The following is a 15,784-nucleotide window of genomic DNA, read 5'->3' as shown; positions in this document are numbered from 1 at the left end:
GCAGGTGTCGGCTTCGTGGGCACAGACCCGTCAGATCGAGGGATGCTCGGTGCCGAAGATGGGGTCAAGGAGTGCTGCGACCAAGGCGATCTGATCGTCGAGCAGCGCCTCCGAGACTGCTTCGAGCCGCTGTCTGCGTCGCCAGGCGGCCCATTTGACCTGGCCGATGGCGCCGTAGCCCTCGAGGTGCTGGCTGATGGGTTCAAGGGTGACCTGGCGGTACTGGGCGACGGCTTCCGCAGCCCGGCGCAGTTCGGCTACATCGACGCCGGCCTGAGCGAGTTGCACAATGTCGATGTAGTCGCGCCAACGAGTGCTGGTGATACCTCTCTCGAGAATGGTCACGCCCTTCTCTGCAATGGATGTCTCGGCCGCGTAGCCCAGCACTTCGATGGGTTCGCCGATGACGCGGGGAATCTTGACGAGCTGAGGTGGGGGAACCACCGGGTCGCCTGTGGACACATCCCAGGTGAGGCTCCCAGCCCAGGATGCGATAGATGCTTGGGCTCGGATGCGGAAGCCGGGGTAGTCGCCCTCTTCGCGGATCTCCTGGATCGTGATCGTGTCAGGGTGGATTTCGACTCCGTCGGGCACGTCAGCGGCTGCGGCGTCCCTGAGGACGGTGGATAGGTGCTCTGCTGTGACGTCGGCGCTGACCGCGTTGGCGTCGATGTCCTTGGTGGGGCGACGCGCGCCATAGGCGGTGAGCAGGATGCCGCCCTTCAGGATGAAGTCTGGAGCGTGCTCGGTCCGGCTGAGCCGGTCGAGGAATGATTCAAGGAGATGCCGAGTCAGAAGCTCCTGCGTGGGCGCCGACTGGCCAGTCTTGTCCGCCGTCGAACGAGCTGCAGCTCTCAGCTTCCGCAGCACATCTTGGCCGGTGGTCATGTCAGCGTCTCCAAGGCCGCGATGAGGGGGCCCTGCGAGCGGGGGAGTTGCCTCGCGAGTGCGATGAGGCGGTTGGGCTTGCCTCCGCGGCGTAGCCACTCTTTGAGGGCTTCGAGGGGGAGCTCGTAGCCGATCGTGCCCCTCAGTCGGAACGCGTCGACGATGGATCGCTCGGGGGTGTAGAGCCCGATCGTCTGGTCTGTGCCGGGGATGGGTACCTCGTCTCGACCCAGATCGAAGGTTGCCGTGTGGAAGCGGTGCCAGGTGATTGCCGAGGTGCCGGCTGGGATGCGTGCTTCCCGGTGGATGGCCACATTGAGCGTGGCGGGGATTTCGTCTGTGAGGTCATGGCGGGCCAAGGCAGAGGTGAGGCAGATCGTGGCCTCTGGGCGCCGGCTGGCGGCTTCGATCCATTCCCAGTCCGCGTTGTTGGCGTCGGCGGGCAGGTAGATTCCACGTGCGATGCGTTCCAGTGTGCCGTCGCGGGCGGCACGGTGGAGGGTGCTTCGGGACATCCCCTGCTGCCGCGCGGTGGCGGGTGTGAGTGGTGCCATGCCCGGCGCCCTCCTTATCTGAAACAAAACGTATCCCGATAAGTCTATGTGAGGACGGTTTGTTTCACCACGTCTCAGGGGTGCCCACGGCGACGTATGGGCGCTCTGACGGTGCGGGCCGTCATCGACGGGGACCTGCGGAGTGTCGTGATGGACGTCGTAGGAGTTCGGGCCGCGGCCGGGATGTTGGCTGATCGACGTGCGGCTCGACGGCGTAGGCCACCGACGGCTCGGCGTCCGCCTGGCGCTGCAGGATCCGCCAGTAGAGGGCCGCGGCGGGTCGCTCTGCGGGGAGTGGTCCCTCTGCCAGCGCGTTGGCGACGAGGGCCCCAGCTGGGATCCCGCGTCCGCCGAGCAGAGCGAGGTGCCTGGCCAGCCCGGTGACGCCGGGGTCGTGGTCCAGGCCCTGGCCCAGGGCGCGCAGTTGCGCGACGTCCAGGCTCGGCATCGCGGTCAGGAGTTCCCTGTCGAGCTGGTCCTGGTAGTGCCGCGCGGCTCCGGCCTGCGCGCGTCCTCCGGTGGGGTGGCGGTCCTCCGGGTCGACGTCCGCGGCGGCTCGCCACACGGCCACATCGCCGAGCAGGTGCTCTGGGAGTTCCGTGTCGCTGGGTGCCCAGCTCGGGGTCGGGGCCTGCAGCGCGTCGAGGCGGACCTGTGCGGCGATGGTGGTCACGTGCTGGGCGCGTGCGGTGAGGTAGGGACCCCAGCGTTCGTCGTCGGCAACGGAGGCAGGGATGCGGGGGAGCCAGGGGAGGGGCCCTCCCGTGCGTTCGGGGATGAGCGTGGCCAGGAAAGCTGCAGGGTCTGCAATGTCCTCGAAGCGGTGGCCGGCTGCGATCCGGCGCAGCTCATCGAGCGGCGCTTTACCGTCGGTGGCCGCGAGGAGCCGGTGCCGCAGAGTTGGCCAGGCGTTGGCGTCGGTGAGCCCTGGTACGACATCGTCGGCTCCATGCTCGAGGATCTCCAGCTCGGGGGCGTGGCGATGCTCGAGGGCGACGGTCAGCGCGTCGCGGTACCGGTTGACTGCGTCCGCGAGCCGCACGGCCGCGTCGTGGGCGTGCGCAATTTCGCTGGTGACGGAGCGGGCGGCGCCGTCCCGGGCGAGTACGGATTCGAGGATCTCGACGGCGGTGGGCGGCCGCAGCGTCTCCGGCACGAAGGCGGAGTGTGAGTCACCGTGCCCGACGGTGGTGACGTAGCTGTGGTTCGCCTGCCGCCCTCGGGTCATGGCGACGTAGAGAAGTTGGCGGGTCTCCGTGCCGCTGAGGACGGTGTGGGCGGTGTCGACCGTCGAGCCCTGGGCGGTATGGGTGGTGGTGGCGTAGCCGAGTTCCGTTTGGTCGGCGACGTAGGCAGCCGGTAGCCACGCGCGGTGCCCGGTGGTGCGGTGCCGAACCAGGAGCCCACCGTCGCGGTTGACGGTCTGGACGATCCAGCGGTCGCCGTTCATGACGAAGCCAGTGGTGGAGGTCCGGAGGCGTCGATCGTTGCGCCTGGTGAGGATCACATCGCCGACGCCTGCCAAGTTTCCGTCGGACAACGGCACGCCGCCGGCATCCTCGCCCGCGAGCACCTGGCGGGCACGGCGGTTGAGTTCCGCGACGTCCTGCCGGGTGCTGGCCAGCATCAGCGAGTCGAGGCCACGGTCGGTGTCGGCCTTCCACGCTTGAAGCGCGCCGTCCAGCGCCGTGTCGGAGCTGCCCGCATGGATACGGCCATGGTCGAGGTACCAGCCCAGCGCGGTGGGGTCCCCCTGCCGGAGGGCGAGGGAGGCGGCCTTCTCCCCATCGTTGACGAAGCGCAGCACCTCGTCGAGCTCGACGGCGCCGTGCACGCGGCGCAGGTCGCGCAGCACGCCGCCGGCGCCGATGGCGGATAGCTGCCGGTCGTCGCCGATCAGGCGGACGGAGGCGCCTCGGGGGAGGGCGAAGTCGAGGAGCTCGGCGAGGGAGAGAGTGTCGGCCATTCCTGCCTCGTCCACGATGATCAGTGTCGCCACATCCACCTCGTCGGTATCGCCGTGGTGGAGGTCCCAGAGCAGTTTGGCGATGGTGGTGGCGTCACCCGTCGCCTCTGCGAGGACCGCGGCCGCGGCAGCCGACGGCGCCAGGCCCAGGACTCTGCCGCCGGACTCCTCCCAGGCCCGGGTGAGGACACGCATCGCGGTCGTCTTCCCCGTGCCCGCGGCGGCCAATCCGAGCTGCAGTTGGGCCCCGCTGGTGGCCATGGCCCGCACCAAGCGTGCCTGTCCGTCGTTCAGAGAGACGCCGTTGGCGGTCGACTCCAGCAACGCGATCTCCACCGCGAAATCGGGAGCCCGACGGCCCGCGGAGAGCGAGCCGGCTGCCACGATTCGCCGCTCCGCGTCGAGCACGGCCTGCGAGGTGTAGAGGCGAGATCCTGCGACCTCGTACATTGAGGAGCCGTCGACTCGGCGCAGCTCTGGGGGCTCTTCGATCCCGTCCCCGACGACGGTCAAGGGAACCGAGATGGCGAGTGCTCGGTCGAGGAGTTCCGTGGTGAGGAGTTCAGCCTGACCCGAGGTGGTGGCGAGTTCGCGGGACCGCCGGGACGCCTCACCGCGCAGGTGCCAGACCTGCCACGAAGCCCGCGACCGGGCGACCCGGTCCACCACTTCACCCGCCACGCGGTCCAACAGGACCTCCGTGATGTCGACGCGCGACGTAGTGGCGCGACCAAGCGAGTGGGTGAGGGTGCGCCCGATCCCTTCCACGCCGATCGCTGCTTCTGCCTGTGCCCGCCAGGTTCTGCGTTGCTCCACATGCGAGCGGGGTGGGTGCTTCGCTTCCCTGGTTTCGAGGGTGGCCTGCTGGGCCAGCCGGATCGCTTCCGCCGGCGTGGGAGGACGATCATGGCGCGTCTGAAACTCAGCCGCAAGCTCCGACTGACGAGACTCGATCAGCGCTCTGCGTGAGGACCACAGTTCCACCAGCTCGGAGGGAATCCCGACAACCTCCCGGACCGCTCGTCGCTCCAACGTTCCGGGCTCGCGTTCGACGAACTCGAGCCCGAGCGCCTCACGCAGGTGCGCCTCCAGCTGCGTGTTGTACGTCTCGCTCACGGCCACCCGGGCCTGGTAGATGAGGCGGCCATCGATGGAGCGCCACTTCCCGTCCAACCCCTGCACCTTGTTCGCAATCGCGACGTGGGTGTGAAGGTTCGGATCGCCGGCGCGGGAATCGCGATGTGTGAATGAGGCTGCGATGAGGCCGCGGACATCGATCTGCCGCACACCCGCGTGACCGGCGCGCGAGTACAACGCCTCGTCCTCCAGGAAGCGCAGCGCGTCGTCGACCGCTGCGTCGTGGGCCCGTTCGATCGCCTCGGCGACGTCACGCGGGGCGATCGCCCAGAGTGCCGAGACCGACTTCACCGGAGTGAACGTCATGTCGAATCCGGCGCACGCAGTCGACGGTTGCCGGCTCAACCGGGACACCTCCGCGGCCAGTTCTGGGGCCGTTGGCAGGCGGCCGATGCGCGCCTCGAACGTCTCCCTCGCGACGTGATTCACGATGTCGGCTCGGACGTCGGTGGGCACCGTTGCCGTTGTCGGCACCCCCTCCGAGACGCGCCATGCTGCGGTGCGCTTCTCCACCTCCAGGCGGAACTCGTTGACCGCCCCGTGCACAGGGAAGGGCTGGCCGAGGCGGGCAGCCTCGGTGACCATCGCCTTTGTCGCGTCGCTCGGCAATGCGGACAGGCGGGCCTGCATGTTCGGGTGGAAGCCGGCGCCGAACAGGGCACTCATCTGCTCCGCTGTGACGACGTCACCGACGGAAAGGTCGCCGAGGCCCGCGAGCCCACGGCCGCGCCACGACCCGGGTGCCTCGCCGCGTTCCGAGTAGTAGGAGGCCAGCGTCGCGTGGCCCTTCTCCGTCGTGTCGTGCGCAGCAACTTGCCGGGTCAGGTAGTCATACCCCGACCCAGCGGTGAGCTTGTGCAACGACACAACCATGCCCACTAGAACCCCGGACTCGGCCGCCTAACGCGCACAGACCCTCCGAAGGTGCAGTGGGTGTGTGCGACTTCACAGCGGGGTACGTGGCTGAGCGGGCGGGAGACCGGACTCCGCACGAGTCTCGAGGGGTGAGGTGGGGCCGGCTCAGCGTGGATGGGTGGAACTGGCTCCGGGAAGGGACCCGGACTCTAGGGGCCGTCCGCGAGCCTGCATCATGACGATGAGGACCCAGAGAGTGGAGCCGCCCTGCGTCACGGCTGCTCGAAGTCGTGGCCCCTCGCATCATGACCTTCAATGCCCCGGTGTCTGGATCGCACGTGGTGTCGATAGGCTCAACTCCAACAGTAAAGGGGGCTCACTTGTTCAAGAATTTCGCCGCGCCAATCGCGACACTACTCACGCTCGGCCTCACGGCCTGCAGCGCCAACGGTTCACCCGAACCAGCCCCGACGGTGACGGTAACTGCAACAGCCACAGTCACGCAGACTGTCGCTCCATCGGTGCAGCCAGCGTCTACCTTGGAAGAGACTCCCCCGAGCTCCACCGCCCAGATTGGGATGGTGTGGGCGTCTCGGGTGGACCCGGGGCGCATCAACCAACCCATCGATAGCCAGCCGACCTTCGACGGCGGTGATGGGATAGCGGTTCGCATCGAGAACCTTCTCTACGTTGACACAGCGGTCTCCGGCGACTTGGCGGATGAGTGTGCCGACGAGATCAGACTCTTTGGTACGGCCAGTGACACACACTGCCTCTACGTTCAATGGTCGTTCGATGTGCCGGCAGACTATGAGGGTGATGCAGCAGGGTTGACGCCTGGACCACTTCTCACGCCCGCTGGGCGCCAGATTGACCAAGCCAGCATCACAGAAGGCGTGCCAGGTGCGAAGAACGTAGTCATGAGCGCTTACTACCCCGGAGGCGAGCCCGGGTCCACCCTCCGGTGGGAGATTGGCAGCAACGAGGGAGAGTGGGAACCCCTCCAGTATGAGGTTCCGGACTCGGACGGCTTCCTCCCCCTCAACTTCGACTGAGTCACAGAGGGCTTCCGCAGTACGAATGGCCAGGGCGGAAGATCCTGCTGGGGTTTCCCGCTACTGGATCATCTCTCGACGATCGGTTTCGGCGAGTTTCGAGCCCCTGAGGGCAGCCTCGAAGACTATGTGTCCGGAGCAGGCATAGCAGCCCGCTACGAAGCGCTCACCGGACAAGCCACAACCGCCCGAGAAGTGGCCGCCCGAGCCCAGGGCGGGGCACAAGTAGCGCTCAACCTGCTGCAAACAGCCGGCGAGGCACTCGGCGACGCATTGGCAGACCTTGCGGCCGTCCTCGACCCCGAACGAATCATCATCGGCGGAGGATGGGGCGCCGCCGACACACCCTTAGCGAGCACCGCACACGCGGTCTATGCACGCCGCACCGGGCGCAGAGCCGACGCGGCCCGCCTTGTCCCCGCGTTGCTCGGACAGCGATCAGGCCTCCTCGGCGGCGGCGCGGCAGGAATTCGCGCTCTCACCCAGACTGGATCTGGGTGCGTGGACTCCGCCCGGATCCACTGGAGCTGAGTCGCTGAGGCCTGTTGGCCCTGCGCCGCAAAGATCCCGTAGGCGCCAGCCTCCGTGCCGCGGATAGCGGCATCACCGGATGTTGGTGGGCGCCGCTTTCGGCGCGTCGCTGGAATGAATGGCCCGGCGGATCCCGCATCCCAGCGCCAGGCACTTCGGAGGCGAGGCTGATGCGGCCGCCGCCGACCTGACCCACCTCCGTGGGAGAGTCGATCACTATCAGGTCGAAGGCATCGGCTGAACAGACCCCATCGAGAGGACCGGGCGCGAGCAGAACCATGACTGAGTATGCAGAGACATCACCCGGCCTTGCGATAGTCGCTCTGCTGCTGCTCCCCACGCTGGTCATCGCTTGCACAGTGGCTGGCATGGTGTCCCTGCGGCGCGTTGGCCTAGGCCTACGGCGGTGGCGACTCGCCCTGGCAGGAGGCCTCCTCGGGCTCACGGTCTTCGTGATCATGCTCTGGGCTCCTGTAGTGCCGCAGGAAACGGGCGTCGACCTGTACTGCGATCAAGCCTTCCTGGCCATCACCCTGCACGGTTCATCAGGCAATGCCTTCCCGAAGTGGGCCGTCATGTGCCGATCGGCCGCCGTTGGGCACCTGGTTGTCAGCTCCGGACTTACCGTCGCGTGGTTGGCATGGTGCCTACTTCAGACGGTCAGTGGTCGGAGGCGCTGAGCGGATTCCTGATGTCCCGCGTGAGTGCCCGCACCAGCTAGAAGGCTTGTGCTGTGCCGCCTCGACCGCCAAGTCCGCGGCATGACCGGATGTTGATGGGCGCCGGTTTCGGCGCGTCGCTGGAATGAATGGCCCGGGGGCCAGCCGATCCCGCATCCCAGCGCCCGGCGCTTCGGAGGCGGAGATGATGCGGCCACCGCAGACCTGACCCACCTCCGTGAGAGAGTCGATCACTATCAAGTCGAAGGCACCGACTGAACAGACCCCATCGAGAGGACCCTGCGCGAGCACAACCATGACTGAGTGTGCGGATACATCACCCGGCATTGCGATAGTCGCACTGCTGCTGCTCCCCACCCTGGTCATCGCTTCTACGGCGGCCAGCCTGGTGTCCCTGCGGCGCGTGGGTCAGACCCGACGGCGGTGGCGGCTCGCCGTGATGGGAGGTCTGCTGGGGCTGATCGTCTTCGCCATCATGCTCTGGGCTCCTGTGGTCCCGCAGGAAACGGGCGTCGACCTGTACTGCGATCAAGCGTTCAGGGCCATCACCCGAAATGGTTCATCCGGCAATGCCGTTCCGCAGTGGGCCGTCATGTGCAGATCAGCCGCAGGTGAGCACCTAGTTGCCGGTGCCGGACTTACCGTCGCGTGGTTGGCATGGTGCCTAGTTCAGACAGTCCGCGGTCGGAGGCGCTGAGCGGATTCTGGTGTCCCGCGTGAGTCCCCGCATCAGATAGAAGGCTTGTGCTGTGCGGCCTCGACGACTCCTCTGAGCGTGGGTTTTCCAGGCAGGTTCACTACCAGACAGCCGCGCCAACAATCGCTCTAGCTCCGCTGGCTGGGTTCGTACGCACTCCATTTCGGGCGCTTGAGTCAAGTTGTTGAGTTGGCCTGCTCCACGTTCCCGCTCAGATGCCTGCGATGCTCGGGCCCGTGCGTCCAGGCTCCCAGAGCTCCCAGCCGACCTTCGTCCCGAGTTCCCCGAGGCATCCCTGGACGCCCAGCCGGTGCACACAGAACCACCAGGTCTCCAGCTCGCCTGCGATGCGGCGGCGCAGGCGAGATTGGTATCGCTCGTGGGCCTCGTTGTCGTTGAAGGGGACGCCGTTGAACTCCGGCTCCGTGTCCCGGAGCCTCTGTTCGACACGCTCCCAGTACTGGGCAGGCGCCACATCCTCTTGGGGCGAGTCGGTCGCGAGGATGTCGAGGTGGTGGAAGCGTCCTGACTTGCCGTACCGAGAGAACGTCTCGAAGATCAGCGGCAGCGTCTGGCTGTCGCGGATGCGAGTAGCGAGCGTCGCGGCGTAGCCGCCGCTCTTCGCCTTCGACAGGCCGCCTTGGAGCGCTGCGGACAGGCGCTGATCGAGCGTCTCGAGGTCGTGTCCCCAGCCCCTCAGTGTGGCCTGGGTCGGCCACGCGCCGACGAGCTCGACCTCAGCGCAGCCGAGCATGATCTTCATAGCCTTCTCGACGCCGATGCTGCCCAGCGTGAACACTGCGTCACCCTGCAGTGAGATGTAGCGCATCCCTCGGATGGCCTCGATGCAGTCTCTCAGAAGGTTACGAGCCGACGATGCCTCTGCCAGCAGGGCGAACCCCTGTTGCTGGGATAAGGCTGGGTGCAGACCCGGAGGGCGTATGGGCGAGGCGCTGGTCATGTGTGGGTTTATCCCTGAGCGTCGGGTGGATCAATTGAAGTGGAAGGTGCGGTAGGACGACCCCACATTAAAACGACGCCCTTCCTTCCGGCGCTGCAGGTAGCCCGAGATGGTGTCGACGTCCTCTCCGCGCATGCCCAGGTCATGGCACCTGGCACGGATCTGCTCCACCGTGACTGACACCCAGCGGTCGGGCCGGTTCATCATGTCAGCCTTGAGCTTGTCCTCCTCATTCCACTTGAGCCCCGCGGAATAGCCGGCGGCCATCGCCGCAATATGCCTGAGGATGGCATCAACGTCCTCGGGAAGCGGGGCAACTGCAGGACGCTGCGGTGACGACGGCTCGATCCTGTTCCCCGGAAGCAGCTGCACCGGGTTCATGTGGGAGATCCATTCGGCGGTCTCATCAACGCTCCACTCGATCACAGCGATCGCATCGGCGTCCACGTTCCAGACGTCATTCAGATGCTTGCGATCGGGCCACGCCTGGAGGACCCGGTGGCCGCTGTAGTAGCCGCCGTGGTGCCCGCGCCAAGCGTGGTGTTGCACACCGGGTTGAGCGATCAGCCGAGCGATGCTAGCACTCTCCACAGCTCGCTGTGGGGTTACGACTACCACAGGCCCGCCAGGTTGGGAGAGCAGCCACTTCACAGCCCGCAGGTTCTGGGCTTCGCGGGAATCATCCTCGCCGAGTCGCGAGATCGCGACGGGAACGTCAGGCACGGCCACTTCTCCTTGCGTTGCATTCGTTATCGCAGCATATCGAGGAGGTCCGACAAGTCGGCTCGAGCGGAACCCGGGAGGCGACGGTCGCGACCACGAGCGCTCGCACGGCCAGGCCTTCACCGAGCTCCTCAACACCAAGCTGGTATACCTGTCCCGCAGGGGCGGGTTCCTGGTGCTCGACGAGCCCGAGGCCGGGCTCTCGTTCATGACCCAGATCAAGCCGGCCAACCTCCTGGCGGAACTACGCCACGACGCCATCCAGGTGCTGATGGCCACCCCCTCCCCGAATCCTCCGCCACCCAGGCGCCCGAATCATCGAACTAGACGAGGACGGACTACAGATCCGTGCCTGGAAGGACCTGATGACCGTGGCGCTGTACCGGCGGTTCCTCGCCGACCCCGGCTACTTCGGCATGGAATGAGCACGCGCCACCGCGGAGGAGCCATCCGCTCCAATCGCGGCAGTTGCGGATGTTCGGCAATTGCTCAGTTCTCTGCCTCTGCGGCAGGAGACTTCAGGGCGGCGTGGTGGCCCTCATCCTCGGCCCGGCGCCACTCGTGAAATGGGGTCAATGAGACCTTGCCGCGCGTCGGTGACAATTTCCCGCTTGCCAACTGACGCACGACGTAGTCCAAGTAGGTGATGCTGATGTCCCACCAATATGGGTCGTGGGGGGAACGGGGTTCGTCCCTCAGGTGAGGGCTGAGAGCGTAGCCCGCTGCACCACCGAGGTAGTTACCCGCGGCTTCCCGCACGGAGTGGCCGACGGCTCCAAGGGCAGGGATGGTGCCGGCGTACCGCCTGCACTCACGGTCGACGCTAGAGATCCGTTCCGAGATCGCCTCGGGATCCGGATCTTGGCGAGCAGCAGCCCAAACCGCAGTACGCAGGTCTTGGATGGCGTCAACGACTGCATCGGTCGCCTCTGCTGTCCGGTCCAAACGCCTGGCCCAAAGATGCTGGCGCGCGGACACGATGAGGGAGCCGAGAGAAACGACGGCCGAGAAGGCCGAGACGGCTAGTGAGAGATCCACGTCTCTAGCGTGCCCCCGGGGACTGACAATCCTCGCAATCGGGGGGCGCGCTGCGCCTCTAAGGGCGGCAGATGAGTGCGTTACGAGCAGATTAGAGGACGCCGCCGAGACTCTGCACCAAGGAATCTTGTCCTCACTAGAGCGGCGTACTCGCGTCTCGCGGACCAACCGTTGAGAGGAAGCCTCCGACTGGAGAACACTCTCTTCTGATGACCTGGCCTTGAACGAGAGCTTGGACAGAATTCAACAACTGGCATGACCATCGGGCACGTTGGCCGAGCTCACTGAGCCATTGGCGCCGATTCTCGTACCACGACCTCAAGGCCTGTACCCCCTCCATCGATGACTTTACTCGTCGTCGCTTGTGGGAGAGCAGGTGATGTCTCCGATTGGTTGATCGGGTTGTCCTTGGTGCAGTGCATCGGCGGTGAATTCCTCGGTGACCAGGACGTCGACGATGGCGTCGTTCCGGCTCAGCTCGCCGCCACCACCACCAAACCAAGTGCCCACCAGTTCTATCTCCCGGTGCTGATTGCTGCCGCGAAGGATGATTGGGCCACCGAGGCTCTTAAGCGCCTTCTCGCCGGTCACCGTTACCGCGAAGCCTGCTTGTCGCAAATGCGCCGCGGCGGCGGCAACGGCCGTATCGTCGCCGCCCGCGGAATAGACATGCACCTGGACATCTGCGGTGGTCTGTCGCGGCGGCCGGACGCAGTGGCCCGTGGCGACGATCTCGGACCGCATCCGTTCGAGCAGCTCGGGGCTCGGTCGCCACTCCATCAGTCCCTCGCCCGTCGGCTCGTACCAGTTGAACCTGCCGTCTTCGACCGAGCCGACGAGTGAACGGACATCCCCAGCAGCAGTGCGCAACGCGAGGCCATGCGCGTTCGTGGCCGAGATGCCTGGTAGCAGTCCGAGAAGAAAGGCATTCATCTGCAGCTCTGACACAATGTCGACAGTCAGGTCACTTGAGAAGGCCACCTGCACAAACGAGGTGCCGCCGGGGTTCTCCGAGACACAGAAGAACGCGCCGGTGACATCAGGTAGCACTGCTACCGTCTGCTTCCACTCCACGCGGTCAGCGCAGGCGGTGACCGACGGCTCTGAGGTCGGCGTCGCTTCGGCCGGTTCAGTGGTGGACTCGGCGGGGGTGGCCAGGATCGTCGGCTGAGGGACATTGAGGAGGAGCATTCCTACGCCGACCACTGCTACCGCAGCCGCGCCCGCTACGACACCGGATGTCCGCACGCGACGACGACGGTGCTCCGTTCGCACCTTCGGGCCCCACCCCGACGCCTCGGGCGGCGTTGGCACCAGCCCGTCCAGCTCATCGGCAAGGTTGTCTCTGGTCATGAGTGCATGTCCTGTTCCAGTAGGTGTGGTGACCGCCGGAGGGCCACGAGGCCCCGACGTGCGTGGGATTTGACGGTGGACGTGGGCATCTGGAGGAGTTCCCCCACCTCGATCACCGTCATGTCTTCGAAGTAGCGCAGGACCAGTACCGCTCGCTGAGAGCGTGGCAGGCTGAACAGCGCCCGGCGGAGGTCCGACGCCTGCATCGGGGGGTCGTCGCCGACGTCGGCAACAGTGTCCGGTTCAAGCACGCTGGGCATCTCACTGCGCCAGTGGCGCCGCCGCCGCCAGGAGACGAACGTGCGGAAGAGCGTGGTCCGCACATAAGCCTCGAAATGCCGTTCGCTGTCGAAGGCCGCAAACCGGCCATACGTGCGGAGCAAGGCGGCCTGAACCAGATCCTCAGCATGGTGGACATCCCCAGTCAGCAACCATGCGGAACGCCAGAGCTCGCCGCCGCGTTCAGTGACATACGCGTCGAAACGTGCGGCGGCATCACTCGAAGGGGGCCCATTGTCTGCCTGCATGCTTACCTAGACGCTTTCATGACACCGAAGGGTTGCACGCGAACGCGTTCAGCGCACGCCACGCGTGGTCAGTGGGCTACCGCCGATCAATCGGAGTCACGTCGCCACGCCGCGGCGACCGGCCTATGCCGGCCCTCAGCGCCTTCGCGGATGTGGAGGCAGAAGCCAAGTCAAAAGAGTGCACAGGAGGGCAAGTCGATGTTGCTTGCGTCATGCTCTTGGTACACCAAAGCGATAGCTCGCAGGCATTGCTCCGTCTTCAACAGCCGGGTCTGCTGCGTGGACAGATAACAACCTCAACTGGCCCGCGCGAGCTGTCCCAACAACCTTGGCGTCTGCCGCTCGCGCACTCGGTGTCGAGATTCTGCACCATCCGCAGATCGGCATGAGCGCGCGAGCCGGCTCATGGCTCTCGGCTGGCGCGGGCGGTTCTTGAGGCTAACCGAGCCCGCGAGGGTGGTGTGGTCAGGGGCTACAAGGATCTGCTGGAGCCCATGGGCCGCTCAGCAGCAGTTCGGGTCGCGGGACAGAGCGGATCGGGACGCTGCGCGCGTGGAGGAGGAGAAGTGCCAGAGCCGGTTGTGTGGTGCCGGGAGTCCGCGAATCGTCTGGCTCGTAGCACACTCGCAGCACGGCGCTGCCTTCTCCTCGGTAAGCTCCTAGTCAGCAGCGTTTAGACAGGGGTTCGAGTCCCCTATGCTCCACTCCTCATCCGCCCTTGTCAGGCCCTTTTCTCGAGGACTTCGGTTGGCGTTTCGGGAGCGACCTGGGTCCCGTCATCACCCACCCTGGTGACTCGCATTGCGCACGATGTGGCCACCCGGGGGCGAGTGCCGGCCGTGAGTGACGACCAGGAGTTAACAGGCTCATCACAATCCAGGGTGTAGTCGGGGTCTGAATCCGCCGGTCTCGAGCAGTGATCTGGCGATGTAGTTGGTGAGGTTCCGGAAGCCGAGTGCTGATCCGCGGAGATGTTCCAGGCGGCCGTTGAGGGCCTCGGTGGGACCGTTCGAGGTGCCGGGCCGGTCGAAATAGGCCAGCACGTCGTCGGCTCGCTTCTTCAGCGTTCGGCCGAGTGTGATCACCTCGCTCAACGCGGCGGGGACGCCCTGGCTGACCGAGGCGATCAGGCTGGTCATCAGGGCCCGGCCTCTGGTCCGATCGGGTTCGCGGTAGGCGGCGATCATGCGTTGGTAGATGCCCCAGGTGGCTTCGACCTCGACATGGTCATCGCCGGCGAACAGGGCGGTGAGCCGGTCCTTCTGTCGGTCGGTGAGGAGGTCGGTGCCGGTGTGGAGGGTGCGGCGCGCCGAGTAGAGCGGGTCGCTGGTGCGGCCTCGGTGTCCGTGGATGGCTTGTTGGACGCGTCGGCGGCATCGGTCGAGGGCGTCGCCGGCGAGGCGGACCACGTGGAAGGGATCCATGACGGCGGTCGCGTCGGGCAGCTCTTCGGCGGTGGCGGTCTTGAACCCGGTGAACCCGTCCATCGCGACGACCTCAACTCTGTCGCGCCATGCCTGGTCGCGTTCGGACAGCCACTGCTTGAACGCCTGCTTGGAGCGCCCTTCGACCATGTCGAGCAGCCTGGCAGGCCCTGTCCGGGTGCGGATGCCGGTCAGGTCGATGATGACGGTGACGTACTTGTCACCGCGGCGGGTGTGGCGCCACACGTGCTCGTCCACGCCGATGGCCGTCACCCCGTCGAACCTGGTCGGGTCGTCGATCAGGACCCGCTTGCCTTCGGCCAGGACCGCCGTGTTGGCGGTGTTCCACGACACCCCCAGCCCTTCGGCGACCCGGGCGACGGTGAGGTGCTGCACGACCAGACCCTCCAACGCCCACCGCAGCCCGCGGCGTGACAGCTTCGCCCGCGGCTCCGCGGCGAGGCTGGTGTCTTGCCGCCACACATGCCCGCAGCCGGTGCAGCGGTAGCGACGGATCGTGACCAGCAACGTGGTCGGCCGCCAGCCGAACGGCTCGTGCGCCAACGCCCGCGTCACGGTGTCACGGGCCACGCCTTCGCAGCCGCAGCGTCGGCACCACTGATCCGGCTCCACCACCCGGCAGGCGAGCACCGCACGGCCAGGCTCCAGCAGTTGGCCGGTGACCTCCAGGCCGAGCTCATCGAGCCGACAGAACGAGGTCAGGTCAGGGCAGGCGAACCCCGCCCCAGGGGTAGCATCAGACACGTCGAGGTCTTCCAGATGGGCAGCGTGAGAACTTCCATCATCGGGAGACCTCGACCCCTACCCGGCCCGACGCGCCGAACAGCCTCCTACACCCTCATCTGTGATGAGCCAGTTAACAGGCGGATCTGGTACCGACTACGCAACCAGATCTGCCGCCGAAGCGCATCGCCCACGCTCGGAGCTCCATGACGACGCCGCCGTGCCCGATCGTGACGAGACTCGTGGCTGCCGGGCAGCTGTGGCCCGTCTCCGCGCTTGAGGAGTAACGTCCCGGTTGTTACTTTCTCAGTGGAGGGGGTGCCGGTGATGGCTTCGGTGGATGTGCTGGAGACATGGGAGCCGGTGGGTTCCACTCAGCGCGGTCTGGTCTCCACGGCTCAGGCCCGGGAGGCGGGGGTGTCCCGCGACATCGACCTGTTGTACACGCTCGCCCCTGGTGCGCGTCTGGGTTGGGAGATCGAGGACCTGTCGGACGAGCTGGCTGTCGTGTTCGGGCGCAGGGTGGATCTGGTCGCGCGAAGGGCTCTACACCCTGCGTTGCGAGAACACGTACTGCTGGAGGCGGAGCCGGTCCATGCCGCGGCGTGAACTGCTGCTCCTCGGAGAGATGATCGACGCGGCCGAGCAGGC

The 15,784-nt window shown here is 66.3% G+C and carries 12 protein-coding genes; 3 read left to right on the top strand and 9 right to left on the bottom strand.

Going from position 1 to position 15,784, the window contains the following annotated elements:
• Nucleotides 1-30: 30 nt before the first annotated feature.
• The 3 genes from ACX1D0_RS12670 to mobF all read right to left on the bottom strand — a co-directional run bounded on the left by ACX1D0_RS12670 (nt 31) and on the right by mobF (nt 5,406).
• On the bottom strand, nt 31-888 hold the full coding sequence (locus tag ACX1D0_RS12670) for a nucleotidyl transferase AbiEii/AbiGii toxin family protein (RefSeq protein WP_459018332.1): 858 nt from the start codon (nt 886-888) through the stop codon (nt 31-33).
• On the bottom strand, nt 885-1,442 hold the full coding sequence (locus ACX1D0_RS12665) for a type IV toxin-antitoxin system AbiEi family antitoxin domain-containing protein (protein WP_459018330.1): 558 nt from the start codon (nt 1,440-1,442) through the stop codon (nt 885-887). Before ACX1D0_RS12665 ends, ACX1D0_RS12670 begins: the two co-directional genes overlap by 4 nt.
• Before the next feature lie 121 nt (nt 1,443-1,563).
• Nucleotides 1,564-5,406: a MobF family relaxase gene (gene mobF, locus ACX1D0_RS12660; protein WP_459018328.1), complete on the bottom strand. Its 3,843-nt coding sequence runs from the start codon at nt 5,404-5,406 to the stop codon at nt 1,564-1,566.
• 374 nt (nt 5,407-5,780) lie between these two features.
• Between mobF and ACX1D0_RS12655 the strand changes: the two genes are divergently transcribed.
• Nucleotides 5,781-6,455, top strand: coding sequence for a hypothetical protein (locus tag ACX1D0_RS12655; RefSeq protein WP_353082386.1), 675 nt, complete (start codon nt 5,781-5,783; stop codon nt 6,453-6,455).
• Between the two features lie 63 nt (nt 6,456-6,518).
• Entirely contained in the window at nt 6,519-6,986 is a 468-nt protein-coding gene (locus tag ACX1D0_RS12650) for an ROK family protein (protein ID WP_459020443.1), read from the top strand.
• Between the two features lie 1,588 nt (nt 6,987-8,574).
• Here the strand turns inward: ACX1D0_RS12650 and ACX1D0_RS12645 are convergent.
• The 6 genes from ACX1D0_RS12645 to ACX1D0_RS12620 all read right to left on the bottom strand — a co-directional run bounded on the left by ACX1D0_RS12645 (nt 8,575) and on the right by ACX1D0_RS12620 (nt 15,154).
• Nucleotides 8,575-9,192 carry a hypothetical protein gene (locus tag ACX1D0_RS12645; protein WP_459018326.1) on the bottom strand — a complete coding sequence of 206 codons (618 nt, stop codon included), beginning with the start codon at nt 9,190-9,192 and terminating at the stop codon, nt 8,575-8,577.
• 162 nt (nt 9,193-9,354) lie between these two features.
• Nucleotides 9,355-10,047 (bottom strand): hypothetical protein, encoded by a 693-nt coding sequence (locus ACX1D0_RS12640; RefSeq protein WP_459018325.1) that lies wholly within the window; start codon nt 10,045-10,047, stop codon nt 9,355-9,357.
• Between the two features lie 489 nt (nt 10,048-10,536).
• Nucleotides 10,537-11,085: a hypothetical protein gene (locus ACX1D0_RS12635; RefSeq protein WP_459018323.1), complete on the bottom strand. Its 549-nt coding sequence runs from the start codon at nt 11,083-11,085 to the stop codon at nt 10,537-10,539.
• A 348-nt stretch (nt 11,086-11,433) separates the two neighbouring features.
• Nucleotides 11,434-12,438 carry a hypothetical protein gene (locus tag ACX1D0_RS12630; RefSeq protein ID WP_459018321.1) on the bottom strand — a complete coding sequence of 335 codons (1,005 nt, stop codon included), beginning with the start codon at nt 12,436-12,438 and terminating at the stop codon, nt 11,434-11,436.
• Nucleotides 12,435-12,965: a SigE family RNA polymerase sigma factor gene (locus ACX1D0_RS12625; RefSeq protein WP_459018319.1), complete on the bottom strand. Its 531-nt coding sequence runs from the start codon at nt 12,963-12,965 to the stop codon at nt 12,435-12,437. The genes ACX1D0_RS12630 and ACX1D0_RS12625 overlap by 4 nt, the downstream gene beginning before the upstream one ends.
• 869 nt (nt 12,966-13,834) lie before the next feature.
• A complete protein-coding gene (locus tag ACX1D0_RS12620) occupies nt 13,835-15,154 on the bottom strand; it encodes an ISL3 family transposase (protein ID WP_459018268.1) in 1,320 nt (439 codons plus the stop codon).
• Nucleotides 15,155-15,460: 306 nt separating this feature from the next.
• On the opposite strand from ACX1D0_RS12620, the gene ACX1D0_RS12615 reads away from it, so the two are divergent.
• Entirely contained in the window at nt 15,461-15,742 is a 282-nt protein-coding gene (locus ACX1D0_RS12615) for a nucleotidyltransferase family protein (protein WP_459018317.1), read from the top strand.
• Nucleotides 15,743-15,784: the final 42 nt, after the last annotated feature.

Source organism: Tessaracoccus pujii (assembly GCF_054483895.1).
Note: the sequence above shows the minus strand (reverse complement) of the source record. Positions and strands in the feature narration are given on the sequence as shown.

Excerpts from the sequence above, each read along its gene's own strand:
- ACX1D0_RS12615 (WP_459018317.1), top strand. The coding sequence starts at position 15,461 with ATGGCTTCGGTGGATGTGCTGGAGACATGGGAGCCGGTGGGTTCCACT.
- ACX1D0_RS12665 (WP_459018330.1), bottom strand. The coding sequence starts at position 1,442 with ATGGCACCACTCACACCCGCCACCGCGCGGCAGCAGGGGATGTCCCGA.
- ACX1D0_RS12645 (WP_459018326.1), bottom strand. The coding sequence starts at position 9,192 with ATGCGCTACATCTCACTGCAGGGTGACGCAGTGTTCACGCTGGGCAGC.
- ACX1D0_RS12630 (WP_459018321.1), bottom strand. The coding sequence starts at position 12,438 with ATGACCAGAGACAACCTTGCCGATGAGCTGGACGGGCTGGTGCCAACG.
- ACX1D0_RS12625 (WP_459018319.1), bottom strand. The coding sequence starts at position 12,965 with ATGCAGGCAGACAATGGGCCCCCTTCGAGTGATGCCGCCGCACGTTTC.
- ACX1D0_RS12670 (WP_459018332.1), bottom strand. The coding sequence starts at position 888 with ATGACCACCGGCCAAGATGTGCTGCGGAAGCTGAGAGCTGCAGCTCGT.